Annotated in this window: 21 protein-coding genes; 3 read left to right on the forward strand and 18 right to left on the reverse strand. The window is 72.0% G+C overall.

Annotated elements, in window-relative coordinates:
* Positions 1-40: 40 nt before the first annotated feature.
* The 5 genes from thpD to ACFWDI_RS12910 all read right to left on the reverse strand — a co-directional run bounded on the left by thpD (position 41) and on the right by ACFWDI_RS12910 (position 4,659).
* A complete protein-coding gene (gene thpD / locus ACFWDI_RS12890) occupies positions 41-937 on the reverse strand; it encodes an ectoine hydroxylase (protein WP_385303489.1) in 897 nt (298 codons plus the stop codon).
* A gap of 3 nt (positions 938-940) precedes the next feature.
* Entirely contained in the window at positions 941-1,339 is a 399-nt protein-coding gene (locus ACFWDI_RS12895) for an ectoine synthase (protein WP_327322803.1), read from the reverse strand.
* Positions 1,340-1,370: 31 nt separating this feature from the next.
* A complete protein-coding gene (ectB, locus tag ACFWDI_RS12900) occupies positions 1,371-2,639 on the reverse strand; it encodes a diaminobutyrate--2-oxoglutarate transaminase (RefSeq protein ID WP_327322802.1) in 1,269 nt (422 codons plus the stop codon).
* Between the two features lie 22 nt (positions 2,640-2,661).
* Positions 2,662-3,198, reverse strand: coding sequence for a diaminobutyrate acetyltransferase (gene ectA / locus ACFWDI_RS12905; RefSeq protein WP_327322801.1), 537 nt, complete (start codon positions 3,196-3,198; stop codon positions 2,662-2,664).
* A gap of 360 nt (positions 3,199-3,558) precedes the next feature.
* Positions 3,559-4,659: a pyridoxal-phosphate-dependent aminotransferase family protein gene (locus tag ACFWDI_RS12910; RefSeq protein WP_385303490.1), complete on the reverse strand. Its 1,101-nt coding sequence runs from the start codon at positions 4,657-4,659 to the stop codon at positions 3,559-3,561.
* Positions 4,660-4,733: 74 nt separating this feature from the next.
* Here ACFWDI_RS12910 and ACFWDI_RS12915 point away from each other — a divergent pair, with 74 nt between their 5' ends.
* Positions 4,734-5,819 (forward strand): amidohydrolase family protein, encoded by a 1,086-nt coding sequence (locus ACFWDI_RS12915; RefSeq protein ID WP_385303491.1) that lies wholly within the window; start codon positions 4,734-4,736, stop codon positions 5,817-5,819.
* Between the two features lie 322 nt (positions 5,820-6,141).
* The gene (locus tag ACFWDI_RS12920) at positions 6,142-7,065 is read left to right on the forward strand and encodes an SCO1860 family LAETG-anchored protein (protein WP_385303492.1); all 924 of its coding nucleotides are present in this window, start codon (positions 6,142-6,144) and stop codon (positions 7,063-7,065) included.
* A 53-nt stretch (positions 7,066-7,118) separates the two neighbouring features.
* Here the strand turns inward: ACFWDI_RS12920 and cobC are convergent, their stop codons facing one another.
* From cobC to cobM, 6 genes are all read right to left on the reverse strand, one after another.
* The gene (cobC, locus tag ACFWDI_RS12925) at positions 7,119-8,174 is read right to left on the reverse strand and encodes an Rv2231c family pyridoxal phosphate-dependent protein CobC (protein ID WP_385303493.1); all 1,056 of its coding nucleotides are present in this window, start codon (positions 8,172-8,174) and stop codon (positions 7,119-7,121) included.
* A complete protein-coding gene (locus tag ACFWDI_RS12930; RefSeq protein WP_385303494.1) occupies positions 8,158-9,090 on the reverse strand; it encodes a sirohydrochlorin chelatase in 933 nt (310 codons plus the stop codon). The genes cobC and ACFWDI_RS12930 overlap by 17 nt, the downstream gene beginning before the upstream one ends.
* Entirely contained in the window at positions 9,087-9,671 is a 585-nt protein-coding gene (locus ACFWDI_RS12935; RefSeq protein WP_385303496.1) for a precorrin-8X methylmutase, read from the reverse strand. Before ACFWDI_RS12935 ends, ACFWDI_RS12930 begins: the two co-directional genes overlap by 4 nt.
* A gap of 409 nt (positions 9,672-10,080) precedes the next feature.
* Complete coding sequence (gene cobJ / locus ACFWDI_RS12940) at positions 10,081-11,778, reverse strand: precorrin-3B C(17)-methyltransferase (RefSeq protein ID WP_385303497.1); 1,698 nt, start codon at positions 11,776-11,778, stop codon at positions 10,081-10,083.
* Positions 11,775-13,040 (reverse strand): precorrin-6y C5,15-methyltransferase (decarboxylating) subunit CbiE, encoded by a 1,266-nt coding sequence (cbiE, locus tag ACFWDI_RS12945; RefSeq protein WP_385303498.1) that lies wholly within the window; start codon positions 13,038-13,040, stop codon positions 11,775-11,777. The genes cobJ and cbiE overlap by 4 nt, the downstream gene beginning before the upstream one ends.
* Positions 13,037-13,858: a precorrin-4 C(11)-methyltransferase gene (gene cobM, locus ACFWDI_RS12950; RefSeq protein WP_326649088.1), complete on the reverse strand. Its 822-nt coding sequence runs from the start codon at positions 13,856-13,858 to the stop codon at positions 13,037-13,039. The genes cbiE and cobM overlap by 4 nt, the downstream gene beginning before the upstream one ends.
* A 91-nt stretch (positions 13,859-13,949) precedes the next feature.
* On the opposite strand from cobM, the gene ACFWDI_RS12955 reads away from it, so the two are divergent.
* The gene (locus tag ACFWDI_RS12955) at positions 13,950-14,675 is read left to right on the forward strand and encodes a ZIP family metal transporter (protein WP_385303499.1); all 726 of its coding nucleotides are present in this window, start codon (positions 13,950-13,952) and stop codon (positions 14,673-14,675) included.
* A gap of 62 nt (positions 14,676-14,737) precedes the next feature.
* Here the strand turns inward: ACFWDI_RS12955 and cobI are convergent, their stop codons facing one another.
* From cobI to ACFWDI_RS12990, 7 genes are all read right to left on the reverse strand, one after another.
* Positions 14,738-15,487: a precorrin-2 C(20)-methyltransferase gene (gene cobI / locus ACFWDI_RS12960; protein ID WP_385303501.1), complete on the reverse strand. Its 750-nt coding sequence runs from the start codon at positions 15,485-15,487 to the stop codon at positions 14,738-14,740.
* A complete protein-coding gene (locus tag ACFWDI_RS12965) occupies positions 15,484-16,926 on the reverse strand; it encodes a cobyrinate a,c-diamide synthase (protein ID WP_385303502.1) in 1,443 nt (480 codons plus the stop codon). The genes cobI and ACFWDI_RS12965 overlap by 4 nt, the downstream gene beginning before the upstream one ends.
* Positions 16,920-17,519, reverse strand: coding sequence for a cob(I)yrinic acid a,c-diamide adenosyltransferase (gene cobO, locus ACFWDI_RS12970; RefSeq protein ID WP_385303503.1), 600 nt, complete (start codon positions 17,517-17,519; stop codon positions 16,920-16,922). Before cobO ends, ACFWDI_RS12965 begins: the two co-directional genes overlap by 7 nt.
* Positions 17,519-19,555 carry a putative cobaltochelatase gene (locus ACFWDI_RS12975; protein WP_385303504.1) on the reverse strand — a complete coding sequence of 679 codons (2,037 nt, stop codon included), beginning with the start codon at positions 19,553-19,555 and terminating at the stop codon, positions 17,519-17,521. The genes cobO and ACFWDI_RS12975 overlap by 1 nt, the downstream gene beginning before the upstream one ends.
* A gap of 154 nt (positions 19,556-19,709) precedes the next feature.
* On the reverse strand, positions 19,710-23,429 hold the full coding sequence (gene cobN, locus ACFWDI_RS12980; protein ID WP_385303505.1) for a cobaltochelatase subunit CobN: 3,720 nt from the start codon (positions 23,427-23,429) through the stop codon (positions 19,710-19,712).
* Positions 23,426-25,006: a cobyric acid synthase gene (locus ACFWDI_RS12985; protein WP_385303506.1), complete on the reverse strand. Its 1,581-nt coding sequence runs from the start codon at positions 25,004-25,006 to the stop codon at positions 23,426-23,428. Before ACFWDI_RS12985 ends, cobN begins: the two co-directional genes overlap by 4 nt.
* A complete protein-coding gene (locus ACFWDI_RS12990) occupies positions 25,003-25,968 on the reverse strand; it encodes a cobalamin biosynthesis protein (RefSeq protein ID WP_385303507.1) in 966 nt (321 codons plus the stop codon). The genes ACFWDI_RS12985 and ACFWDI_RS12990 overlap by 4 nt, the downstream gene beginning before the upstream one ends.
* Positions 25,969-26,028 lie beyond the last annotated feature (60 nt).

The raw sequence follows: 26,028 nt of genomic DNA on the forward strand, positions 1-26,028 counted from the left end.
TGGCGGCTTCGCCGCGGGCCGGCCGCCGGCCGGAAGTGGCTTACCGCACCGGAGTGAAGTCCCGCGCCCCGATGTACTCCGGCCTGGGCACCGGCGCCGCGAACGGCTTCACCGCAGCGTTCTCCACGCTGTTGAAGACGATGAAGACATTGCTGCGCGGGTACGGGGTGATGTTGTCCCCGGAGCCGTGCATGCAGTTGCAGTCGAACCAGGTCGCCGACCCGGCCCGGCCGGTGAAGAGCCGGATGCCGTGCCGGTCGGCGTACCGGGTCAGCGCTTCGTCCGACGGAGTGCCCGCGTCCTGCATCTGCAGCGACTTCTTGTAGTTGTCCTTCGGCGTCTCGCCCGCACAGCCGAGGAACGTCTTGTGCGATCCGGGCATGATCATCAGACAGCCGTTGGTGTCCCGGTTCTCGGTCAGCGCGATCGAGACGGAGACGGTGCGCATGTTCGGCAGACCGTCCTCGGCGTGCCAGGTCTCGAAGTCCGAGTGCCAGTAGAAGCCCGAGGCGCCGAAGCCCGGCTTCACATTGATACGGGACTGGTGGACGTACACGTCCGAGCCGAGGATCTGCCGGGCTCTGCCCACCACCCGCTCGTCGCGCACCAGACCGGCGAAGATCTCGCTGAGCCGGTGCACCTCGAAGACCGAGCGCACGTCCTGGGACTTCGGCTCGATGATCGAGCGATCGTCGGCACGTACCGCGGGGTCGGCGACCAGCCGGTCCAACTCGGCGCGGTAGAGCGCGACCTCGTCCGGCGTGATCAGCTCGTCGACGGTCAGGAAGCCGTCCCGCTCGAAGCCCATCAGCGCGGACGGGACGATCGGTCCCGGCGCTCCGGGCGCGGACCAGACGACCGGGTCCTGCCGCGGGGTTGTCATCTCGGCTGCGCCGCGGGTCGGGTACAGGTCGGTGCGTACAGGGGCGGTGGTCATCGTTCAGCCCTCCTCGGTGAGCAGCGGGTAGACGCCGTTCTCGTCGTGGTCCTCCCGTCCGGTGACCGGCGGGTTGAAGACGCAGACACAGCGGAAATCGGTCTTGGGGCGCATGGTGTGGCGCTCATGGCCGTCCAGCAGGTACATCGTGCCGGGCTCGATCCAGTGGGTCTCGCCGGTCTCGTCGTTGGTGAGCTCGGCCTCGCCCTCCACGCAGAGCACGGCCTCGATGTGGTTCGCGTACCACATCGACGTCTCCGTACCCGCGTACAGCACGGTCTCGTGGAGCGAGAAGCCGACCTTCTCCTTCGCGAGCACGATGCGCTTGCTCTCCCAGGTGCCGGAAGAGGCCTTCACATGGCGCTCGGTGTTCTCGATGTCCTTGAACGATCGGACGATCACGGTGAGTTGCTGCCTTTCTCGTACGGGGGTGTCAGGCCGTCTCGCGGACGGAACGGGCCAGGATGCGCAGGCCCTCGTCCAGCTCTTCGGGGGAGATGGTGAGCGCGGGCAGGAGCTTCACCACTTCGCTCTCCGGGCCCGAGGTCTCCAGCAGCATCCCCAGCTCGAAGGCGCGGGCGCAGACCGCCGAGGCACGTGCCTTGTCCTCGAACTCCAGGCCCCACACCAGGCCGCGGCCGCGGAAGCTCAGTCCGGTCCCCCCGCTCTCTTCGACGATGGCCAGCAGCGCACGCTCGACCTGCTCGCCGCGCGCCAGGGTCTGCTTCTCCATCTGGCCGTCGGCCCAGTAGGTGTTGAGCGCGGCGGCGGCGGTGACGAACGCCGGGTTGTTGCCGCGGAAGGTGCCGTTGTGCTCGCCCGGCTCCCAGATGTCCAGCTCCGGCTTGAACAGGCAGAGCGACATGGGCAGTCCGTAGCCGCTGATGGACTTCGACAGGGTGACGATGTCCGGCGTGATGCCGGCCTCCTCGAAGGAGAAGAAGCCGCCGGTACGGCCGCAGCCCATCTGGATGTCGTCGACGATCAGCAGCATGTCCTGGCGGTGGCACAGGTCCTGCAGGGCACGCAGCCACTCGGCGCGGGCGACATTGATGCCGCCCTCGCCCTGCACCGTCTCGACGATGACGGCAGCCGGCTTGTTGAGTCCTGAGCCCTGGTCCTCGAGCAGTCGCTCGAACCAGAGGAAGTCCGGGACCTGGCCGTCGAAGTAGTTGTCGAAGGGCATCGGCGTGCCGTGCACCAGAGGTATACCGGCGCCGGCGCGCTTGAAGGCGTTGCCGGTGACGGCGAGCGAGCCCAGCGACATGCCGTGGAAGGCGTTGGTGAACGAGACGACGGACTCGCGCCCCTTCACCTTGCGGGCCAGCTTGAGCGCCGACTCGACCGCGTTGGTGCCGGTCGGGCCGGGGAACATGACCTTGTACTGCAGGTCGCGCGGCCGCAGGATCACATTCTCGAACGACTCCAGGAACGCGCGCTTGGCCGTGGTGGCCATGTCGAGGCCGTGCGTGATGCCGTCGCGCTCGATGTAGTCGATCAGCGCGCGTTTCAGCACCGGGTTGTTGTGCCCGTAGTTGAGCGATCCGGCGCCGGCGAAGAAGTCGAGGTAGGTGTGGCCGTCCTCGTCGTGGAGGTAGCTGCCCTGCGCGCGGTCGAACACTGCGGGCCAACCGCGGCAGTAGCTGCGCACCTCCGACTCCAGGGTCTCGAAGACACTCAGGGCGGGCGGGGTGATGGTCACAGCAGTCTCCAGATGTGGGGGGTCAGGCGGAGAGGGGGCCGATGCGGTAGAGCACTTCCGGCTGGTGCGTTCCTTCGGGGAACAGCTCGCCGTCGAAGAGGACTTCGCGCTCCAGCCGCGCCCCGTGGCGCTGGGCGTAGGAGGTGAAAAGGCGGTCGGAGGCGGTGTTGTCCGGGGTGATGGTCGTCTCGATCTCACGGATCCCGGGGCCGTCGGTGACCCTGGCGGTCAGCGCGTCCAGCAGTACGCCGGCGAGTCCCCGGCCGCGGTGCGCATGGTCGACGGCAACCTGCCAGACGACGAGTGCCTCGGGGCGGTCGGGACGTACGTAGCCGGTGACGAAGGCGATGGGCTCACCGTCGGAGCCGCGCGCCACCACGGAGGTGGCGGCGAAGTCGCGACACCACAGCAGGTAGCTGTACGAGGAGTTGAGGTCCAGGACCTCGGAGTCGCGGGCGATGCGCCAGATCGCGGCTCCGTCCTCCACTCGTGGGGTGGCGATCTCCAGGAATTCGCTCGGGGTCTTGGCTCGTACAAGGTCTTCTTGTGCGGCGGTCATGCAGAGGAAATTTACCGAGCAAATTCAGAAAATGCATCGAGGGAAGGGGTTGGGTGCTGTGCCTCTTTGTGTTATCGCGCGGGCGTGAGCGTCGGCATGGCGATGGGGTGCTTTCGGGGCTTTTGCGCCGGAATTAGCGGGGCGAATCGGACGCGTTGTGGAGTCGGTCACACGTCGGTAACTCTCTCGAGATCCGCCCGAATTACGTCGTTCGATCCTGTCGAAACCTTGGTGTTTAGGATCGTGGAACGGGGGCAGAAGAATACGGGAAGCTGCTCGTAATAAAGCAGCTTCCCGTCTATTTCAATTAACGCCGACTTTAGTTCCCGGAGAAATGCTGTTCGCCGAGAAGAGCACGGGTCAGCGCCAGGCCTCGGTGACCGCGCGCCGGGCCGCCTCCAGGTCCACCGCCACACCCGACCCGCCGAGAGCCGCGCCCAGCGCCGCCAGCGAGGACTGCACCGTGCCGCGAGTGGCGTCCACGCCGTAGTGATTGACCCGGAGCATCTCCTTGGCCAGCGACCCGCCACCCGCGATCAGCGGCAGCGACGGGTCGGCCGCGAGTGCCTTCGCGACCAGCTCGGAGGCGTCGACTCCGGCCGGGGAACGCAGCGTTGTGGCCACCGGCGCCGCCTCCCGCGCCTCGCGGACGTACGGCTCGAGACCGCCGCCGAGCGCCAGTGCGCCCGCGCGCGTGGCCGCCGCGGCCGAGGCATGACGTGCCATCAGCGCATCGAGGCCCTCCGCCTCGATCCGCTTCACACAGGCCTCCAGCGCCAGCATCTCCAGCTGGGCGGGAGCGTGCAGCAGCGCCTTGCGGCCGCCGTCGATCCAGCGCTCCTTCCAGTCGAGGAGGGAGAGGTACGAGCGCCGGGGTGCGGCCGGGTTGGCGGCGAACCGCTCCCAGGCGCGCCCGCTCACCGACACCATGGACACCCCGGCCGGGCCGCCCATCGCCTTCTGCGCGCCGATCACACACAGGTCCACGCCCCAGACGTCCGGCAGCAGCGGCTCGGCGGCCACCGAGGCCACCGCGTCCAGCATGAACAGCGCCCCGTGCCGGCGTACCACCTCGCCGATCTCCGCCACCGGGTTGGTGTTTCCGGTCGCCGCCTCGGCGTGCACCAGAGAGACGAAGTCGATCTCCGGGTGCGCGGCCAGCGCCTGCTCCACCTGTGCCGCGGTCACCGCGGCGTGGAAGGGCACCTCGAGGTCGACGACGCTCGCCCCGCAGTCGCGCAGCCAGTTCCCGAAGGTCTGCCCGTACGGTCCCGTGACCACGTTCAGCGCGGTCGATCCCGGCCGCGCACCGCCGCGGACGCAGCCCTCCAGCGGGAGCAGCGCCTCGCCCTGCATGATCACCACGTCCTGCTCGGTGTCGAGCAGTGCGGCGACCCGCCCCTCGATGGCCGCGAAGTGCGCGGCGGTCAGCGGGGCCGGATCGAGGAGGGGATGCGTCACGGTGGTGCTCTCTTCGCGAAGGTGTGTTCGGCCTACTGCGCCGAGGGTACTCAGCGCCTCGTACAGTGCTGGACATGAGCGATCACGTGGTGCTGCATGTGAAGGGGCGGGTGCTCGTCGGTCCCGACGACGTCAGGGACGAGCTGTGGGCGGTGGACGGCCGGATCACGTACGACCGGCCGCGCGCCGAGGCGCTGACCGTCGAGGGCTGGGCGCTGCCCGGTCTGGTCGACGCGCACTGCCATGTCGGTCTTGACCATCACGGCGCGGTCGACGAGACGACCAGCGAGAAGCAGGCGCTCACCGACCGGGACGCGGGCACGCTGCTCATCCGCGACGCCGGATCGCCCTCCGACACCCGCTGGATCGACGACCGCGAGGACCTGCCGAAGATCATCAGAGCGGGCCGGCACATCGCGCGCACCCGCCGCTACATCCGTAACTACGCCCACGAGATCGAGCCGGGCGACCTCGTCGCGTATGTCGCGCAGGAGGCGCGGCGCGGCGACGGCTGGGTCAAGCTCGTCGGCGACTGGATTGACCGGGACGCGGGCGATCTGACCGCCTGCTGGCCCCGTGGCGAGGTCGCCGCGGCGATCGCCGAGGCGCACCGGCTGGGCGCGCGGGTGACCGCCCACTGCTTCGCCGAGGTGGCGCTCCGGGACCTGGTCGAGGCGGGCATCGACTGCATCGAGCACGCCACGGGGCTCACCGAGGACACCATCCCGCTGTTCGCGGAGCGGGGCGTCGCGATCGTCCCGACGCTGGTCAACATCGCGACGTTCCCGGACCTCGCGGCGGGCGCCGAAGCGAAGTTCCCCGACTGGTCCGCCCATATGCGCAGGCTGTACGAGCGCCGCTACGACACGGTGCGCGCGGCGTACGACGCGGGCATCCCGGTCTTCGTCGGTACGGACGCGGGCGGCTCGCTGGCCCACGGTCTGGTCGCCGCGGAGGTGGCGGAACTGGTGAAGGCGGGCATCCCGCCGCTCCAGGCGCTGTCCGCGACGGCCTGGGGAGCACGTCAGTGGCTGGGCCGCCCGGTGCTGGAGGAGGGCGCGCCGGCGGACCTGGTGGTCTACGACACGGATCCGCGGGCGGACGTCAGGGCTCTGGCGGCGCCGCGGCGCGTGATCCTCAACGGCCGTGTGGTCGGCTGAGGGGGCGCCGCTCCCTGTGGCGCGGCGCACGGTGACCCAGCGTGACCGAGACTGCACCGCTCGTCGAAGCACTTCACGCGCGGGGCGGTGCGGTTGAACGGCGAACTCATCCGTTCGCGGTGACAGGGGTGGCCCCGCGGGAACACTCGTACCTCAACAATCGAATGCCGGGCATGGAAACCCCACTTTGGGGTGAACTCACGTCAGGTGTCTGTCAGTTCACTCTCGGTGCGCAAGGATTCCGGTGTCTCAAGTCGCCACCGTCCATGCGTCCCCGTGGGGGCGGGCGCGGCGCCAAGTCTCCTGTAGGGGTTCCACCACCTTGAACAGCCACACCTTCCGCATGCCCGCACGCCGCTGGGCCGCCGCGACGGCCGCCACCGCGCTGGTCGCAGGCCCCCTGGCCATCGCCGTCCTCGCCGCCCCGGCGCATGCCACCGGGGGCGGCGGCGAGGGACGGGCAAGTGCGGCCGTGCTCCGTACCGGGCTCGATGTGTCCCTGCTCAACAAGACCGTCAACGTCCCGCTCAAGGCCACGCTCAACGAGGTGCAGGCCCCTGCCAGTGCCGAGAAGACCGCGCTGACCGTGCAGTTGGACGGGGTCGACCAGGGCAGGCCCTTCCAGGTGCTGCGTGCGGACATCGCCACCGCGAAGGCCACCGCCGACCGGCACCGGGCCGAGGGTTACACCAACCTCGCCCGCGCCGGGCTGCATGTGCCGGGACTGCCGCTGCTCGCGCTCGTCGAGGTCGAGGAGGTCACGTCGAAGGCCGTCTGCGAGGCGGGCAAGCAGCCGGTGGCCGAGTCGAATCTGCTCGGCCCGGTGACCGTGCTCGGCAAGAAGGTCACGCTCTCCACCGGCGGCACCACCCGGGTCGCGGTGCCGGGGGTCGGCGAGGTGACGCTCGATCTGTCGAAGCGGCACACCACGTCCCGTACGGCCGCCGCCACCGCGCTCGAGCTGAAGGTGTCGGTCAACCCGCTCAAGCTGAACGTCGCCGAGGTCAACGGCACGGTCACGCTCGCCGAGGCGACCTGCGAGTCGCCCGCGCCGTCCGCCGCGCGGGAACCGTCCCCCGGGCCGAGCCACGGCGTGCGGGCGCAGTCCGGCGAGGCCCCCGCCAAGGAGGACCTCGCCGAGACCGGCGGCAGCACCACAACCCGGTACCTCGCGGGCGGCGCGGTCCTGCTGCTGGCGGCCGGTGGCGCCGCGACGGTGCTGGCCCGCGCACGGTCCAGGAGCTGACACCGGCCTACGGCGCCCCGCACGCAAGGCTGTGCGGGGCGTCAGCCGCCGACTCAGCCGCCGACCATGGTGAGCGCCTGGTCCAGCGCCTGCAGAAAGCGGTTGGTGGTCGCCCGGTCGCGTACCGCCAGCCGCAGCCAGTCGGGCCCGAGCCCCGGGAACGTATCACCGCGCCGGGCCGCGAAGCCCAGACCGCGCAGCCGCTCCCGCACCTCGGCGCCACTGCGCACATGGACGAGGACGAAGGAAGCCTCCGCCGCCTCCACCACCCGTACCTCCTCGAACTCCGCAAGCCCCGCCAGCAGATGCGCCCGATCCGTCGCGATCCCGTGCGCCGCCTGCGCGGCCTCGCTGAGCGCGGCCGGCTCCATACACGCCTCGGCCGCGGCCAGCGCGGGCGTGGCGACCGGCCACAGCGGCTGGGTCCGCTCCAGCGCCTCGATCGTCTCCGGCCCGGCGAGCACATAGCCGATCCGCAGACCGGCAAGACCCCAGGTCTTGGTGAGGCTGCGCAGCACCACCAGACCCGGGACGTCGGTCCGGCCCGCGAGCGACTCGGACTCGCCGGGCACCGCGTCCATGAAAGCCTCGTCGACCACCAGCACCCGTCCGGGGCGGGCCAGTCCGGCGATGTCGGCGGCCGGATGCAGTACGGACGTGGGGTTCGTCGGATTGCCGATCACCACCAGGTCCGCCGAGTCGGGAACGGCCGCCGGATCGAGCCGGAAGCCGTCCGCCTCGCGCAGCAGCAACCGCGCCACCTCGTGGCCCGCGTCCCGCAGCGCCGCCTCCGGCTCCGTGAACTGCGGGTGCACGACCAGTGGTTGACGTACCGTCAGGGCGCGGGCCAGCAGCACGAATGCCTCCGCGGCCCCCGCCGTCAGCAGCACCCGCTCCACCGGCACACCGTGCCGCTGCGCGACCGCCGCGCGCGCCGCCCGCCCGTCCGGATACGCCGCCAGGGTCGTCAGCGAGCAGGCGATGCGCTCGCGCAGCCAGTCCGGGGGGGTGCCGGCCCGGACATTGACCGCGAGGTCCGTGAGGTGCGCGCCCCGCACCTCCGCGTCACCGTGGTGGCGCAGATCGTATGCGTCAGTGTGAGTGCGCATGGCTGCCGTGTGGGTGATGGCCGTGGCCTTGGCCGTGGTGGTGACCGTCGTCGTCCGGGTGGAAGTGCGGCTGCTGCGGGATGCCCACCTTGTCCTCGAAGCCAGGCAGCGCGATCCGGTACACACAGGAGTCGCAGTTCATCCGGATGTCGCCGGCGACGGCCTCCCGGTAGCGCTCCATGACCAGGTCCAGCAACTCCTCGGTGGGGCCGATCACATCGGCCGACACCACCTCCACCTCGGGATGCGCCGCCGCCCAGCCCTGCGTCTGCTGACGCACCCGGTCCGGCAGGATGCCGGTGAACAGGAAGTACGGGAGTACGACGATCCGGCGCGCCCCCAGCTTCACGCACCGGTCGAGACCGCTGGGCACATCGGGGGCGGCGAGGGAGACGAACGCCGTCTCCACACCCGCGTACCCCCGCCCCTCCCACAGCAGCCGGGCCGCCTTGAGTACTTCGGCGTTGGCGTCCGGGTCGGTCGAACCGCGGCCCACCAGCAGCACCGTCACATCGGCGCGGTCGGAGGGCGTACGGACCGTGGAGCCCAGCGCCTCGTCGAGCCGCCGCTCCAGGACACGCAGCAGCGACGGGTGCGGGCCGAGCGGGCGGCCGTAGGTGTACGAGATCCCGGGGTGCCGCTCCCGCTCGCGGGCCAGCGCCGCCGGGATGTCGCCCTTGGCGTGCCCCGCCGACACCAGCATCAGCGGCACCGCGGCGAAGCGGTTCACGCCCTGCTCCACCAGTTCGGTGACGGCGTCGCCGAGCGGCGGCGGGGACAGCTCGATGAAGCCGCCCGCGACGGGGAGTTCGGGATGGCGCCGCCCCAGCTCCCGTACGAAGTCCCGGAAGGCCTCGGCCCCGGCTTCGTCGCGGGTGCCGTGGCCGGCGATCAGCAGTGCGGGCGGGGTGGTCACGCGTTCTCCTTGGTGTGGGGGTGGTACAGCAGAGCATTGAGCGCGGCCGCGGCGACCGCGCTGCCGCCCTTTTCGGACACGTTGCTGACGGCCGGCAGCCCGCTCTCGCGCAGCGCGGCCTTCGACTCGGCCGCGCCGACGAAACCGACGGGCAGCCCGATGACGAGCGCGGGAGCGGCGTCGAGGACGAGGAGCTCCTCAAGAGCGGTCGGCGCACAGCCGATCACCCAGATCGCGCCGGGCCCGACCTGCTCGTACGCGAGACGGATCGCGTGCGCGGAACGGGTGAGCCCCGGGCCGGACTCGGCGTCCTTGAGCCGGCAGACGGTCTCGCGCCGGGTGATCCCGGCGGCGACCATCTCGACATCGGCGACGACCGGCGCACCGGTGTGCAGCGCGTCGTGCGCGGCGACGAGGGAGGCCTCGTCGCAGACGAGATCGGTGGCGTACTCGAGATCGGCCGCGGAGTGAATGACCCGCTCCACGACGGCCCGCGTCAGTGGCTGGAATCCGCTGGTATCGAGCCGGGACCGGAGCCGCCGGAACGACTCCTGCTCGATGGGGTGGACGACGCGGGTCACGAGGCGACTCCGGAGTGGCGGCGGTGGGTGAAGGGTGCGGTGCCGGCTGTCGCCGGCGATGGGGGACAGGCCTGGGCGCTGCCGGGGTGCAACATGGGTCGGCCGTGGTGGTCCGTGCCTGCGCCTGCGCCCGTGCCTGGGGCTGCGCCTGCGTCAGCACCTGCGCCCGCGCTTGCGCCCGTGCCTGGGGCTGCGTCAGCGCCCGTGCCCGGGGCTGCGCCCGTGCCCGGGGCTGCGCCCGTGCCTGCGTCAGCGCCCGTGCCTGCGTCAGCGCCCGTGCCCGGGGCTGCGCCCGTGCCTGCGTCCGCGCCCGCGTGGTGGGGTGCCCAGTCGGCGGCCGCCTCGCTGCCGGGGCACACCACACGCGCCCCGCACGCCTCCGCGACCGCGAGCGCGTCGCCGCGGGCCCTCACGACTGCCACCGGTAGCCGCGCGGCGTCACCATGCGGCCCGCGATCTCGCGCGTGGCCGTGTTGCCGACCGTCACGACCGTCATCATGTCCACCGTCGCCGGATCCAGTCCGGCGAGAGTCGTCACGCGGCTGGATTCGTCCACGCGCGACGCGTTGCGCACGACACCCACCGGCGTCCCCGGTTCCCGGTGCTCGGCGAGGATCGTCAGCGCCTTCGGGAGCTGCCAGTCGCGGCCGCGGCTGCGCGGGTTGTAGAAGGTGACGATGATGTCCGCCTTCGCGGCGGCCCGCACCCGGCGCTCGATGATCTCCCACGGCGTGTGCAGATCGGACAGGCTGATCGAGACATGGTCGTGCCCGAGCGGCGCCCCCAGGATCGCGGCTGCCGCGAGTGCCGCGGTCACGCCCGGTACGCCGACCACGTCGATGTCGTCGGACGCCTCGGCGAGCGCGGGCGAGGCCATCGCGTACACACCCGCGTCACCGCTCCCGATCAGCGCGACCGCATGCCCGGCGCGGGCCTCGGCGACAGCCGTACGGGCCCGTTCCTCCTCCGCCCCGAGGCCGGACTCGATCACGCGCGTGCCGGGCCTGAGCAGGTCGCGGATCTGGTCGACGTACTGATCGAGCCCGACCAGTACGGAGGCCCGCCGCAGCTCCTCGGTGGCGCGCGGGGTGACCAGATCGCGGGCCCCGGGCCCGAGCCCGACCACGGCCAGCCGGCCGCGCGGCGGCCTGCGCACGATCGCGCAGGTCGCCATCGCCGCACGCCCCTCGGGGCTCGACTTCCGCTTCGGGACCAGGAGTTCGCCGCCGCCCACGAGCGCGGCGGCCTCAGCGACCGAGGGCGTCCCCACGGCGGCGAGCGGCGCATCGGACGGGTTCGGCACGGTGACCGAGGAGAGCTCGTCCGCCGCGTACGTGACGACCGGCACTCCGAGCCGCTCCGCGGCCCCGACGATCCCGGGCTCCTCCGCCTTCGCGTCGACCGTCGCCAGCTCCACGACGCTCAGTACGGAGAGCCCGGCGTCACGCAGCGACTCCTCGACGAGCCCGAGCACCTCCTCGACGGGAGCACCCTTGGACGCTCCGACCCCGACGACGAGCGACGCGGGCCGCAACACGGCTTCCTGTGCGCCCGGTTCGACGAGCCGGTCGGTCACCCGGAGGACGGCGGCACCGTCAGCAGCCACGTCGGCACCCACATTCGGCGGCAGCGGCGGCAATGGCCACACCGCGTCCGCCCGCAGCGCCACCGGCTCGCCGTTCAGCACCGCCCGCGTCACCGCCGCGACCGCGCCCTCCACCGGCAGGCCCAGCGTGTCCAGACCAGGGATGTCCCTCGCGTCCGTCGCCGTCGTCACCACCGGGGTGCAGCCCAGGACGTCCGCGACCTCCGCCGTCAGCTCGTTCGCGCCGCCGCCGTGGCCTCCCAGCAGCGACACCGCGTACCGCTGCCCCTCGTCCACGCACACCACGCCCGGGTCCGCCGACTTGTCCGAGAGCAGCGGGGCGATCAGCCGTACCACCGCGCCCGTCGCCAGGAAGCACACCAGCTGCTCGCACTCCGCGAACGCGCGCTCCACCGACTCGCGCACCGGGCCCTCGTAGACCCGGGTGCGGCCGGGCCAGGCCGCGGCCAGCCGGTCGCGGGCGGCGGCGCCCGCCGCCGTCGCGGAGATCAGGCCGATCACTGAATTGCTCCTTCGTTCACCGAATCCGCGGGGCGGTCGCCCCACAGCAGGAAGACGGGGTTGGCGGACGCCAGCCGTGTCACATCTCCGGGCAGCGGGGCCAGCCGTGACGAGTGCAGCAGTACGCCGTCGGACACGAACCCGGCGGCGGCCAGCGCGCCCCGTACCGCCGCCACCCGGTCCAGCGCGGCCAGCGCGACGACCACCGTGCGCCGGGCCCGCCGCGCGCACGCGGTGACGATCGCGGGCAGCTCCGCGCCGCCGCCGCCGATGAACACCGCGTCCGGGTCCGCCAGATGAGACAGCACCGTGGGCGCCGCGCCGTGCACGGCCCGTACGTCCACACCGTGCGCGGCCGCGTTCGCGCGGATCCGCTCCACGCCGTCGGGGGTCTTCTCCACGGCCACCACGGCCGCGCCGAACCGCGCGCACTCCACCGCCACCGAACCGGACCCCGCGCCGATGTCCCACACGAGGTCGCCCGTACGCGGCCCGAGGCGCGCCAGCGCCAGCGCCCGTACCTCGAACTTGGTGATCATCGAGTCGCGGTGCTCGAACTCTCCCTCGGACAGCGCCCACCGGTCCGGACCGATGGGCACCGAGACCGTCCGCTGCACCGGCGACAGCGCCCGCCGTTCGTCCAGGCAGAGCACCACGCTCACCGCGTCCCACTCACGCGCCGCCGCCTCCGCGGGCGACATCCGCTCGATCCGCTCGTGCTCCGGGTCGCCGAGCGCCGTCGCCACCACCAGCGTCCGCTCCGCGGCCCGGTACGCCAGCTCGGCGCCCAGCTCCGCGGGCCCCGAGCCGGGACCGGTCAGCACAGCCGTCTTGGGATGCGCACGGCACACATTGACCGCGGTCCGCAGATCACGGCCGTGCGCACTGACGACGACCGCGTCGTCCCACGGCAGCCCGATCCGCGCGAAGGCGACCGCCACCGACGGCGCCCCCGGCCGTACGTCCAGCGCGTCCGCGCCGAAACGCTCGGCCAACGCCCGTACGATCCCGAAGAATCCGGGGTCGCCCGAAGCCAGCACCACCACGCCGGCCCCGCCGCCGGCCAGCCTCTTCTCGATCACGTCCAGCGCGGGCGCGAGCGGCCCCAGCACCAGCTGTTCCGCGTCGGCGGGTACATCGGCCGCACGGCACGCCGCCGTCAGATGCCGCCGGGCACCCACCAGCAGCGTGGCCTCGGCGAGCGCCTCGGCGTCGCGTACGGAGAGCGGCGCGCCCGTCCCCGTACCGATGACCGTGATCATGGCGTTGCGCCCTGCGCGCGCAGCGCCTTGCGGGCGGCCGGGTCGGCCTTCCGGAAGCCGTGGAAGTGCCCCGGGTGGTACAGATGCGAGCGCGTCCCGGAAGCCGCCAGCGCCGGACCGACCAGGAACAGCGTGTGCTTCCAGAGCTTGTGCTCCTTGACCGTCTCCTCCAGCGTGCCGATCGTGCAGCGCAGGATCAGCTCCTCCGGCCAGGTCGCCTGGTACGCGATGACCACCGGCGTACTCGTCGGATAGCCGCCCTCCAGCAGCTCCTGCGTCAACTGGCCCGAGCGCGCCGCCGACAGGAAGAGCGCCATCGTCGTGCCGTGCCGCGCGAACTCCCGTACCTCCTCGCCCGGCGGCATCGGTGTCTTGCCGCCGCCGAGCCGGGTCAGGATCACGGACTGCGCGACCTCCGGGATCGTCAGCTCGCGCTGCGCGATCGCGGCGACCGCCGAGAACGACGAGACGCCCGGCACGATCTCGACCTCCAGGCCGAGGTCCACACACCGGTCGAGCTGCTCCTGCGTGCCGCCCCACAGGGCGGGGTCGCCGGAGTGGATCCTGGCGACCCGCAGGCCCTCGTCGAGCGCCCGCTCGTACACGGCGACGACGTCCTCCAGTGACATGGCCGCCGAGTCGAGGATCTCGGCGCCCTCGCGGGCGTGGTCAAGGACGTCGGCCTGCACCAGGCTCGCCGCCCAGATGACGATGTCGGCGTCGGCGATGGCACGCGCGGCGCGGAACGTCAGCAGATCGGCGGCGCCAGGGCCGGCGCCGACAAAGGTCACCTTGCCGTGGGTGGCGGCATCGGCCATGAGCGGGGGTCCTCTCGGGTCATTCGGGTGATTCGGGCGGATCTCGATCGGAATGGTGCGAAGAGACGGGTCAATCCGCTAGCAAGGGCGCATGGCGGTGTTCGTCGCGCTCGGCGCGTTCCTGATGACGCTGTTCGGCGGCTGGACGGCGCAACGCGTCACCGACCGCCGCCACCTCGTACTGGGCCTGGCCGGCGGGCTGATGCTCGGCGTGGTCGGCCTGGACCTGCTGCCGGAGGCAGTGGAGGCGGCCGGCAACAAGGTGTTCGGGGTGCCGCAGGGGCTGCTGCTCTTCGTCGGCGGCTTCCTGGCGGCGCACCTGGTGGAACGGCTGCTGGCCGTCCGTCAGGCGGCGCACGGCGCGGACGAGGACGAGAGAGTGCCCCAGGTGGGGCTGACGGCGGCCGCGGCGATGGTCGGCCACAGCCTGATGGACGGCGTCGCCATCGGCGCTGCGTTCCAGGTGGGTGGCGGTATGGGCGCGGCCGTGGCGCTCGCCGTCATCGCCCATGACTTCGCGGACGGCTTCAACACGTACACGATCACCAGCCTGTACGGGAACACGCGGAGGAAGGCGATCGCGATGCTCGTCGCGGACGCACTCGCTCCGATCGTCGGTGCGGCGTCCACGCTGCTGTTCACGATTCCGGCCGAACTTCTGGGCAGCTATCTCGGCTTCTTCGGCGGCGCCCTGCTCTATCTCGCCGCGGCCGAGATCCTCCCCGAGGCACACCACACCCACCCCGCCCGCTCCACCCTGCTGTGCACGGCGGGAGGCGTGGGCTTCATCTGGTTGCTGGTCGGCCTCGCCGAGTGACGTGCCGAGTGACGTGCCGAACGGCCCGCCGAGCGGCCCGCCGAGCGAGGAGAGTGGTGAACTCACAGCTTGCCTCCGCGGCCACCGTCGCGCGGCGCCGGCGCGATCAGCGTCGAGAGGTACGGCAGCGCTCCCTCGGCAAGCTCCGCGGCCGGCCGGATCGACTCCTCGGGCAGCCCGAGCGCCGACCCCCACACCGCGCCCTCGGTACGTCCCGTCTCGCGCAGCGCGGTGGCCACCTCCGCGGCGAGCCGCCCGAACTTGTACGCGACGACCGTGCCGGGTCCCTTCAGGGCGTCCTTGAGCACGGCCGCTCCAGCGGTCACCGGCACCAGGGTCAGCGGCTCGGTGCCCTCGGTGAGGACGGCGCCGCTGCGGGCCGCCAGATCCTGCATGGCGGTGATGCCGGGCACGGTCTCCACGGCGGTACCCGGGACCAGTTCGGAGATGGTCTGCGCGAGATAGGTGAACGTCGAGTACACATTGGGATCGCCGATCGTCGCGAAGGCGACGGACCCGTGCGCGCGCAGCAACTCGGCGACACGCTTGCCCGCGGCGTCCCAGGCGGCCTCACGACGGCCACGGTCGGTGCGCTCGTTGAGCGCGAAGACGACGCGTACGACCTTCTCCGCGCCCACGTAGTGCAGGACGGTCGCCTCGGCGCGTCCGGGCTCACCCCCATCAGTCCCGTCGGACCCGGCCATCACAGGTACGACGACGGCATCGGCCTCCCGAAGCGCGCGTACGCCCTTCACGGTCACCAACTCCGGGTCGCCGGGCCCGACTCCGACACCGATCAGCCTGCTGCTCATGCCCCGCACCTTTCAATGAATCTGCGTGCCATGCCGGGCGTGGCCGCCCAGTGCGTATGCAGATAGCTCGCGTGTACGCCCTGTTGCACGAATCCCTCCACGCGCTGCTCGGGCCGGTGCATCCCCCACGCGGGGTCGGGCCCTGCGGCCGGCTCGACGACCGTGCGGTGGAACTCGTGCCCATGCATCCGTGTCCCGGCCGCCGCGAGGACGCTGTCGCTCACCGCGACGGCCTCCCGGTAGCCGAGTGTGAGCCGCTGCGACATCCGCGCCTCGGCGTCCAGGACACCGCACATCGGCATTCCGTCCAGGGCGCGTGCGAGATACAGCAGCCCGGCGCACTCGGCGGCGACCGGCGCGCCGGAGTGTGCCAGCTCGGCGACGGCCTTGCGCAGCGCGTCGTTGGCGGACAGCTCGGGGGCGTACACCTCGGGAAAGCCGCCGCCTATGACGAGCCCCCGTGTCCCGTCGGGCAGTTGCTCGTCCCGGAGCGGGTCGAACGTGACGACCTCCGCGCCGGCGGCGGCAAGCAGCTCGGTGTGCTCGGCATAGGAGAACGTGAACGCGGGCCCGCCGGCGACGGCGACGAGTGGCCCGCGGCGGGCTTGATTGTGCGGCCCGGCCGACATTTTCAGCCTCGCCGGCGTTTGAGGCGCGGGGTCCGGGGCGGAGCCCCCGTTGCGGGAAGGGGCGGGTAGGGGAACAGCGCCGCAGGCCACCCCCGGGTCCCACGGCGCATCCGGCAACGCGGGCGCGCTGCGGGCCAACCCCAGCAGCGCCTCCAGATCGCACCCCGCCCGTACCGCCTCCGCCATCGCCTCCACCGAGGCCACCGCCTCCGCCCGCCTCTCGGCGACCGGCACAAGCCCCAGGTGCCGGCTCGGCGTCCCCACGAAGTCGGACCGCCGCAACACCCCCAGCACCGGCACCCCCGACTCGTCCAGCGCCTCCCGCAGCAGCTCCTCGTGCCGTTCCGACCCCACCTTGTTCAGAATCACGCCCCCGATCCGCACCTGCGGATCCCAGGACGCGAAACCGTGCACCAGCGCCGCCACCGACCGCGACTGCGAGGACGCGTCCACCACCAGCACCACCGGCGCCCGCAGCAGCTTCGCGACCTGAGCGGTGGACGCCAGCTCACCGGCTCCCGCCGCCCCGTCGTACAGCCCCATCACGCCTTCGACCACGGCCAGGTCGCAGCCCGCCGCGCCGTGCGCGAACAGCGGGGCGATCAGCTCCGTACCGCACAGATACGCGTCCAGATTCCGCCCCGGGCGTCCCGTGGCGAGCGAGTGATAGCCCGGGTCGATGTAGTCGGGGCCGACCTTGTGCGGGGACACGGAGAGGCCCGCCGCGACGAAGGCCGCCATCAGGCCCGTCGCGACGGTGGTCTTGCCGCTGCCGGAAGACGGCGCGGCGATGACGAGACGTGCTACCACTCGATGCCCCGCTGCCCCTTCTGACCGGTGTCCATCGGGTGCTTGACCTTGGACATGTCGGTCACCAGATCGGCGAACCCGATGAGCTCCGCCGGAGCGTTGCGGCCGGTGATCACCACATGCTGCGTCCCCGGCCGGTCCCGGAGCACCGAGATCACCTCGTCCGTGTCCACCCACCCCCAGTGCATCGGGTACGCGAACTCATCCAGCACATACAGCTGATACGTCTCGGCCGCCAGATCGCGCTTGACCTGCTCCCAGCCCTCGCGCGCCGCCTCCTCGTTGTTCAGCTGCTTGTCGCGCTGCACCCACGACCAGCCCTCGCCCATCTTGTGCCAGTCGACAGGACCGCCCTCGCCGGAGGCACCGAGGACCTTCAGCGCGTTCTCCTCGCCGACCTTCCACTTCGCGGACTTGACGAACTGGAACACCCCGATCGGCCACCCCTGGTTCCAGGCGCGCAGCGCGAGCCCGAACGCGGCCGTCGACTTGCCCTTGCCGATGCCCGTGTGGACGACGACGAGCGGGCGGTTGCGGCGCTGGCGGGTGGTGAGTCCGTCGTCCGGTACGACGGACGGCTGTCCTTGCGGCATTACGCGGCCCTCCTTGCAGTCTGAACGTCCTTGACAAGCCCGGCGATGGAGTCGGCGCGCAGCTCGTCGAGGGTGACGGCGGTGCCGCCGAGATCGACGGCCAGTGTGCTCGAGAGACCGAGCCGTACGGGCCCGGACTCGCAGTCCACGACGATCGCGGCTGTCCCTTCGGCGGAGTGCAGCCGCGCCGCACGCGACGCCAGCGCCACCGGATCGACCCCGCCCGTCGCCCGGCCGTCCGTCACCACGACCAGCAGCGGCCGGCGCGAAGGATCGCGCATACGCTCCACCCGCAGCACGTCGTGCGCCTTGAGCAGCCCGGCCGCCAGCGGCGTACGGCCGCCCGTCGGCAGCGTCTGAAGACGAGCGGCGGCCGCGTCCACCGACGAGGTCGGCGGCAGCGCCACCTCCGCGTCCTTCCCGCGGAAGGTGATCAGCCCGACCTTGTCGCGCCGCTGGTAGGCGTCGAGCAGCAGCGAAAGCACCGCACCCTTCACCGCGCTCATCCGCTGCCGGGCCGCCATCGAACCCGACGCGTCCACCACGAAGAGCACCAGGTTCCCCTCGCGTCCCTCGCGGTTCGCCTGCCGCAGATCGTCCCGGCGGACCACCAGACCCCGGCCGCTGCGCCCGCGCGCCCGCTGGTGCGGGGCCGCGGCCTGCACGGTCGCCGCCAAGTGCAGCTTGGTGAGCGCCCCTTGGGGCCGCCGCGCACCGGTCGTGCGGCCGTGCTCGGTCCGCGCACGGGACCTGCGCCCCGCCGCGCCCTCGCCGAGACCCGGCACGCTCAGCATCTTCGTACGGAACGGCTCGGCGGCCCGTACGGGCTGCTGCTCACCGCCGCCGGCCTGCGGAGTACCACCCTCGGCCGGCTCCGCCTGCGCGGGCGTGTCGCCCTGTCCGCCATCGCCCTGCGGCGGCACCTCGGGCCCGCCCTGCGGCGGCACCTCGGGCCCGCCCTGCGGCGGCTGCCCGCCCCCGCCCGGCCCGTCCGGATCGGGGTCCGGGTCGAGGTCCGGATCGTCGTCGCCGAATTCCTCCAAGGTCTCGTCGAGCTTGTTCTCGTCGAGGCCGGGGGCGTCGAAGGGATTGCGCCGCCGCCGGTGGGGGAGCGCCAGCAGAGCGGCCTGCCGTACATCCTCGGCGAGCACCTCCGTACGCCCCGCCCACGCGGCGAGCGCGGTTGCGGTACGGGCCATCACGATGTCGGCGCGCATACCGTCCACCTCGAAGGCCGCACAGGTCGCGGCGATCTGCCGCAACGCGCCGTCCCCCAGCCGGACGTCGGGCAGCAGCGCCCGCGCGGCCACGATCCGGGCCCGCAGGGCCGACTCCTCGTCCGCCCAGCGAGCGGCGAATCCGGCCGGATCGTCGTCGTACGCGAGCCGCCGCCGCACCACTTCCACCCGCTGATCGGGCTCCCGCGAGGCCGCGACCTCGACGGTGAGCCCGAAGCGGTCCAGCAACTGAGGCCGCAACTCGCCCTCTTCGGGGTTCATGGTCCCCACGAGCAGGAAACGGGCGGCGTGCCGCACCGAGACGCCTTCACGCTCGACGTACGAAGCGCCCATGGCGGCCGCGTCAAGCAGCAGGTCGACGAGGTGGTCGTGGAGGAGGTTGACCTCATCCACGTAGAGAATCCCGCGGTGCGCGTCCGCGAGCAGCCCCGGCTCGAAGGCCTTCACACCCTCGGCCAGCGCCCGCTCGATGTCGAGGGCACCGACGAGCCGGTCCTCGGACGCGCCGACGGGCAGCTCGACCATCCTCGCCGGGCGCGCCACACCGCCGCCGAGCTCGTGGGGACCGTCGGGACACGCCGGGTCCGGCGACGCGGGGTCGCACGAGAACCGGCACCCGGAGACCACCGGAACCTCCGGGATCAATGTGGAAAGCGCACGTACGGCGGTCGACTTGGCGGTCCCTTTCTCACCACGCACGAGCACACCGCCCACGGCGGGGGAGACGGCATTCAGCAGCAGCCCGAGCCGCAGGTCGTCCATGCCGACGATCGCAGTGAAGGGGTATGGGGTGCTCATGCGGACTCCTCGATCGTGTTGGGGCGGGGAGATTCCCCCACCCCGCCCCTTCCCGTAACCAGGGGGCTTCGGTTCGAATCAAGCCTCGCCGGCGTTTGAGGCGCGGGGTCCGGGGCGGAGCCCCGGTTCTTGCAGCCCGCTGCAGGCGCAACCCTCACGCGTCCCCCTCCAAATCACCCTCGAGCTCCAGATACGTCGCCCGCAGCCGCTCCAGCGTCTCCGCGTCCGGCTCCGCCCACAGCCCCCGGTCCGCCGCCTCCAGCAGCCGCTCCGTGATGCCCCGCAGCGCCCACGGGTTCGACTTCTCCATGAACGCGCGGTTCTCGGGGTCGAAGACGTACTCCGCGGAGAGCTTCTCGTACATCCAGTCATCCACGACACCCGCCGTGGCGTCGTACCCGAACAGGTAGTCCACCGTCGCGGCCATCTCGAACGCGCCCTTGTAGCCGTGCCGCCGCATCGCCGCCATCCAGCGCGGATTGACCACCCGCGCCCGGAACACCCGGTGCGTCTCCTCACCCAGCGTGCGCGTCTTCACCTGGTCCGGCGTGGCGCTGTCACCCACATACGCCTCGGGCGACTCACCGGTCAGATGCCGCACCATCGCGACCATCCCGCCGTGGTACTGGAAGTAGTCGTCGGCGTCGACGAGGTCGTGCTCCCTGGTGTCGACATTCTTCGCGGCGACCGCGATCCGCCGGAACGCCGTCTCCATGTCCCCGCGCGCCGCCCGCCCTTCGAGCCCGCGCCCGTACGCATAACCGCCCCACACCGCGTACACCTCGGCCAGGTCGGCGTCGCTGCGCCAGTTCCGCGCATCGATCAGCGGCAGCAGCCCCGCACCGTAGGCACCCGGCTTCGAGCCGAAGATCCGGGCCGTGGCGCGCCGCCGGTCGCCGTGCTCGGCGGTGTCCTCGTCGGCATGCGCCCGTACGTAGTTGGACTCGGCCGGCTCGTCCAGCTCCGCCACTGCCCGTACCGCGTCGTCGATCAGCCCCACCACATGCGGGAAGGCGTCCCGGAAGAAGCCGGAGATGCGCACCGTCACATCAATGCGCGGACGGCCCAGCTCGGCGACCGGCACGACTTCGAAGCCGGTGACCCGCCTCGACGCGTCGTCCCAGACCGGCCGGCAGCCCAGCAGCGCCAGGATCTCGGCGATGTCGTCGCCCTGGGTGCGCATCGCGGATGTGCCCCACACCGTCAGACCCACCGACTTGGGGTACTCACCCGTGTCCGTGAGATAGCGGGCCACGAGCGAGTCGGCCAGCGCCTGGCCGACCTCCCACGACAGCCGGGACGGAATCGCCTTGGGGTCGACGGAGTAGAAGTTGCGGCCGGTCGGCAGCACATTCACCAGACCGCGCGTCGGTGACCCGGAAGGACCGGCCGGTACGTATCCGCCGTCCAGCGCCAGCAGAATATGGTCGATCTCGTCCGTCGTACGGGCCAGTCGCGGCACGACCTCCGCGCAGGCGAAGCCCAGCACGGCCACCGCGTCCGGGCAGAGGGGTCCAGGGGGTGTCACCCCGGAAGGCACAGCGCTGCCCAGCACCTCAGCCACCAGACCGGCCGCGGCGGACACCTCCCAGCCGCGCTCCTCCATGCCCTCCGCGAGCCGTCGGCACAGCTGCTCCAGCAGATCGATCGCGTCGGCACCGGTCCGTGCGGGGCCCTCGACCAGCTCCGTGAGCTCCACCGGCACCTTCACCGGCGCACCCGGCTCGCCGAGCAGCTCCTTCTCCACCAGGCCGAAGTGCTCGGCGAGACAAGCCCGAAGGCCCGGCAGCGCGTTCGCCGTGCCGCCCCACACCTGAGAGGCGCGCAGCACGGCCAGTACGAGATTGACCCGGGCCTCGGCCTCCGGGCCGCCGCCCAGGATGTGCAGACCGTCCCTGATCTGGACGTCCTTGATCTCGCAGAGATAGCCGTCGATGTGCATGACGAACGAGTCGAACTCGCCGTCGTCCGGCTGCTCGTCGACATGCAGATCGTGGTGCAGCTCCGCGGCCTTCACCAGCGTCCAGATCTGCGCCCGTACGGCCGGCGCCTTCGTCGGGTCGAGATCGCTGACGAGCGCGTACTCGTCGAGCAGCTGCTCCAGCTTGGCCAGGTCGCCGTAGGTGTCGGCACGCGCCATCGGCGGCACCAGATGGTCCACGACGGTGGCGTGACCGCGGCGCTTGGCCTGGGTGCCCTCGCCCGGGTCGTTGACGATGAACGGGTACACCAGAGGCAGTTCGCCGAGCACCGCGTCAGGACCGCAGCCCGCCGACAGTCCGAGCCCCTTGCCCGGCAGCCACTCCATGGTGCCGTGCTTGCCCATGTGCACGATCGCGTCCGCGCCGAAGCTGTTGTCCAGCCAGCGGTACGCCGCCATGTAGTGGTGCGAGGGCGGCATATCGGGGTCGTGGTAGATCGCGATCGGGTTCTCGCCGAAGCCGCGCGGCGGCTGGATCATCACGACGACGTTCCCGAACTGCAGGGACGCCAGCACGATCTCGTCGCCGTCGACGTACAGGCTGCCCGGCGGCTCGCCCCAGTGCTCCAGCATTCCGTCGCGCAGGTCCGGCTCCAGCTTGTCGAACCAGGCGCGGTAGTCGGCGAGCGGCACGCGCGCGGGGGCGGCGGCCAGCTGCTCCTCGGTCAGCCACTCCACATCGTGACCACCGGCGTTGATCAGCCGGTGGATCAGCTCGTCGCCGTTGTCGGGGTAGCCCTCCACGGCGTAACCGGCGTCGCGCAGCGCGTCCAGCACCCGCACGGCGGACGCCGGGGTGTCGAGACCGACGGCGTTGCCGACCCGTGAATGCTTGGTCGGGTAGGCGGTGAAGACGAGCGCGAGCTTCTTCTCGGCGTTCGGCTTGTGCTTCAACCGGGCGTGGCGTACGGCGATTCCGGCAACGCGTCCGGCGCGCTCCGGGTCGGCGACATACACCGGCACGTCGTCGGGGCCCTGCTCCTTGAAGGAGAACGGGACCGTGATGATCCGCCCGTCGAACTCGGGGATCGCCACCTGCATCGCCGCGTCCATGGGGGACAGGGCCGCGTCCGACGCCTCCCAGGTGGCCTTCGACGAGGTCAGGCACAGTCCCTGCAGCACCGGCACATTGAGCTCGGCGAGCGCGCCGATGTCCCAGGCCTCGTCGTCCCCGCCGGCGCTGGCGTCACTCGCCCGCGTGCCGCCCGCCGCCAGCACCGTGGCGACCAGCGCATCGGTCCTGGCGAGCAGCTCGTACAGCTCGGCGTCGGCGCCGCGCAGCGAACCGCAGTACACGGGAAGGGCGTTGGACCCGCGGGCCTCGATCGCGTCGCACAGCGTGTCGACGAATCCGGTGTTGCCGGAGAGCTGGTGCGCGCGGTAGAAGAGCACGCCGACGCTCGGCCGCCCCTCCACATACGCACGCGCGCCGTGCACGCCCCACTCCGGCATCTTCTGCGGCTCGGCACTGTGCCTGTCCCGCGCGTCCGCGGCACGACCGTGACCGGCCAGCAGCACGTCCTCCGTCAGGAACCGGGACAGCTCGACGAGGTTCCCGGGCCCGCCCTCGACGAGATACTGCAGGGCCTCCGCGACAGCACCCGCGTGCACGGACGACTCGGCCATCAACTCCGCGTCGGGCACCGCCTCGCCGCCCAGCAGCACGGTCGGAATCCCGGACGCCTTGAGGACCGCGAGCCCGTCCTCCCAGGCCCGCTTCCCGCCGAGCAGCCGTACGACCGCGACGGACGCGCCCGCGATGAGCGCGGGCAGCTCCTCCGCCACATCGATACGGGTCGGATTGCCGATGCGGTAGGGCGCGCCGGAGGCCCGGGCCGCCAGCAGATCCGTATCGGCGGTGGACAGCAACAGCACGGTGCTCTCGGTGCTCATGGCGCTCCAGGTGCGATGAAGGGAAGTCCTGAGGGTGCGCCCGACTCGATGAGCCGCAGCAGCGCATCCGTATCCGCGTGTTCTTCGATGAGATCGCCGAGGCGGTCCAGCTGCTCTTCGCGCAGCGCGCCGAAGCTGGTGTCGGGCGCGGGCACGAACCGCCGGCCCGCGGCCTCGGCGACGTCGCGCAGGAACGCCCGGCGGAAGCCGTCGCTCTCCAGCGATCCGTGCCAGTGCGTACCCCGGACGGCGCCGACCCGGCAGCCGTCCAGGCTGTGTCCGTCGCCATCGGAGATGAACGTGTCGCCGCCGAGTACTTCGGCGACGCCGTGGTGGATCTCGTAGCCCTCCACGCGTTCACCCAGGGCCTCGCCGACCGGCCGGGCGAGGGTCTTCTCGCGCGCGAACCGCACCCGCACGGGCAGCAGTCCAAGCCCCTGGACACGGCCCGCCCGCGACTCGACCTCGTCCTCGATGTGCTCGCCGAGGAGCTGGAAACCGCCGCAGACACCGAGCACGGGCCGCCCCTCGGCAGCCCGGCGCGCCAGCGCGTCGGCCAGCCCGCGCTCCTTGAGCCACTCCAGGGCCCTGACCGTGCCCCGGGTTCCCGGCACGACCACCAGGTCGGCGTCGACAAGTTCCTCGGCCCGGTCCACGAACCGCACGACGACACCCGGCTCGGCGGCCAGCGCGTCCACGTCCGTGAAGTTGGACATCAGCGGCACGGCACAGACCGCGACCCGCAGTATGTCCTCGCCCACGGGCGGCGCGACCACCGACTCCCGTACCGCGCCGCGCAGCGAGACCCGCAGCCCGTCCTCCTCGTCGATGCCGAGCCCGTGGGCGTACGGCAGAATCCCGTATGTGTGCCGCCCGGTCAGCCCGCGCAGCATCTCGATACCGGGCTCCAGCAGCGACACATCGCCGCGGAACTTGTTGACGATGTATCCGGCGACCAGCGCCTGATCCTCGGCGCTGAGCAGCGCGGTGGTCCCGAAGAACGAGGCGAAGACCCCACCGCGGTCGATGTCTCCGACCACCAGCACCGGGAGCTGTGCCGCTCGCGCGATGCCCATGTTCACGATGTCCGTACGCCGCAGATTGATCTCGGCCGGACTGCCCGCCCCCTCGCAGATCACGGCTTCATACGTGCCCCGCAGCTCCTCCAGGCACTCCACGACGGTCCCGAGCAGCGCCTCCTGCCGCCCACCGCGCAGCATTTTCCCGGGGGACGCCCCCTCAGACCCCCCGAAGAACCCGCGGGCGCTCAGTTCGCCCACCGGTTTGCCCATCAGGACCACCTGGCTCGACCGGTCGCTGCCCGGCTTGAGCAGCACGGGATTCATCAGCGCGCTCGGCTCCACGCGCGCGGCCTGCGCCTGCATGGCCTGCGCCCGGCCGATCTCCGCGCCCTCGCGCGTCACGAACGAATTGAGGGACATGTTCTGCCCCTTGAAGGGCGCGACCTTCACCCCCCGCCGCACCAGCCATCGGCAGATCCCGGCCGTGACGACGCTCTTGCCCGCGTCGGACGTGGTCCCCGCCACCAGCAGCCCGCCGCCTCTGCGCCTGCTCATCCCCGCCCCTTTCCCGCGCGCCGCGCGCGCAGTGCGTGACCCGCCAGGCGGCCCGCCGCGCAGGTCGCCAGTGTCAGCCAGCCGACGCGCCGCGAGAGCCGTACGGCGCGTTCGATGTCGCCGAACTCCACCGGGCGCCCGGTGGAGTTGAGTACGGGACGGTGCTCCACCCGGCCGCCGTACGAGAGGGTCCCGCCCAGCCGTACGCCGAGCGCCCCCGCGAACGCAGCCTCCACCGGGCCCGCGTTCGGGCTCGGGTGCTTCTTCGCATCGGCCCGCCAGGCCCGTACGGCTCCGCGCGCATCCCCGCCCGCGAGAACCGCGAGTCCCGCGGTGAGCCGGGCCCCCGGCCAGCCGGCCACATCGTCGAGCCGCGCCGAGGCCCAGCCGAACCTCCGGTATTTGGCCGACTTGTGCCCGACCATCGCGTCCAGCGTGTTGACGGCACGGAACCCCACCAGACCCGGCACGCCCGCGACGGCGCCCCAGACCAGCGCGCCCACCACGGCGTCGGAGGTGTTCTCGGCGACGGACTCGACGACGGCGCGTGCGATCTGCTGCTCGTCCAGCGCCTGCGGATCGCGCCCGCACAGATGCGGCAGGCGCTCCCGCGCCACGTCCACGTCACCGGCGGCGAGCGCGCCGCCGATGGCCCGCGCCTCGCGGCCCAGCGACGTACCTCCGACGACGGCCCAGGTGGCCGCGGCGATCAGTGCGACGGATGCGCGGCCGCGGCCCCGTACACCGCGCGCGAGAACCGCGGCGGCACCCGCGGCGCCTCCGGCGCACACGGCGGTGTGCAGTGCGCCCCAGCCACGGTGGTCACGCCACAGGACATGCTCGACAGCGCCCGCGGCCCGCCCGAACGCGGCGACCGGATGCCCGCGGCGGGGATCGCCGAGCAGCAGGTCGCCGGCCAGGCCGGCGGTGGCGCCGTACACGAATTCACGGTCGGCACGCATGGGTTCAGGCCGACGCTTCGCCTCGAACGACCCTCGTACTCACAGCAGGAACTGAACCGC

The organism is Streptomyces sp. NPDC060064 (assembly GCF_042736455.1).
In the GTDB taxonomy this organism is placed as follows: domain Bacteria; phylum Actinomycetota; class Actinomycetes; order Streptomycetales; family Streptomycetaceae; genus Streptomyces.

Bases quoted from the DNA above. Each gene is read 5' to 3' on its own strand.
- thpD (WP_385303489.1), bottom strand. From the start codon at position 937: ATGACCACCGCCCCTGTACGCACCGACCTGTACCCGACCCGCGGCGCA.
- ectA (WP_327322801.1), bottom strand. From the start codon at position 3,198: ATGACCGCCGCACAAGAAGACCTTGTACGAGCCAAGACCCCGAGCGAA.
- ACFWDI_RS12915 (WP_385303491.1), top strand. From the start codon at position 4,734: ATGAGCGATCACGTGGTGCTGCATGTGAAGGGGCGGGTGCTCGTCGGT.
- cobC (WP_385303493.1), bottom strand. From the start codon at position 8,174: ATGCGCACTCACACTGACGCATACGATCTGCGCCACCACGGTGACGCG.
- cbiE (WP_385303498.1), bottom strand. From the start codon at position 13,040: ATGATCACGGTCATCGGTACGGGGACGGGCGCGCCGCTCTCCGTACGC.
- cobM (WP_326649088.1), bottom strand. From the start codon at position 13,858: ATGGCCGATGCCGCCACCCACGGCAAGGTGACCTTTGTCGGCGCCGGC.
- ACFWDI_RS12955 (WP_385303499.1), top strand. From the start codon at position 13,950: ATGGCGGTGTTCGTCGCGCTCGGCGCGTTCCTGATGACGCTGTTCGGC.
- cobI (WP_385303501.1), bottom strand. From the start codon at position 15,487: ATGAGCAGCAGGCTGATCGGTGTCGGAGTCGGGCCCGGCGACCCGGAG.
- cobO (WP_385303503.1), bottom strand. From the start codon at position 17,519: ATGCCGCAAGGACAGCCGTCCGTCGTACCGGACGACGGACTCACCACC.
- ACFWDI_RS12975 (WP_385303504.1), bottom strand. From the start codon at position 19,555: ATGAGCACCCCATACCCCTTCACTGCGATCGTCGGCATGGACGACCTG.
- cobN (WP_385303505.1), bottom strand. From the start codon at position 23,429: ATGAGCACCGAGAGCACCGTGCTGTTGCTGTCCACCGCCGATACGGAT.
- ACFWDI_RS12985 (WP_385303506.1), bottom strand. From the start codon at position 25,006: ATGAGCAGGCGCAGAGGCGGCGGGCTGCTGGTGGCGGGGACCACGTCC.
- ACFWDI_RS12990 (WP_385303507.1), bottom strand. From the start codon at position 25,968: ATGCGTGCCGACCGTGAATTCGTGTACGGCGCCACCGCCGGCCTGGCC.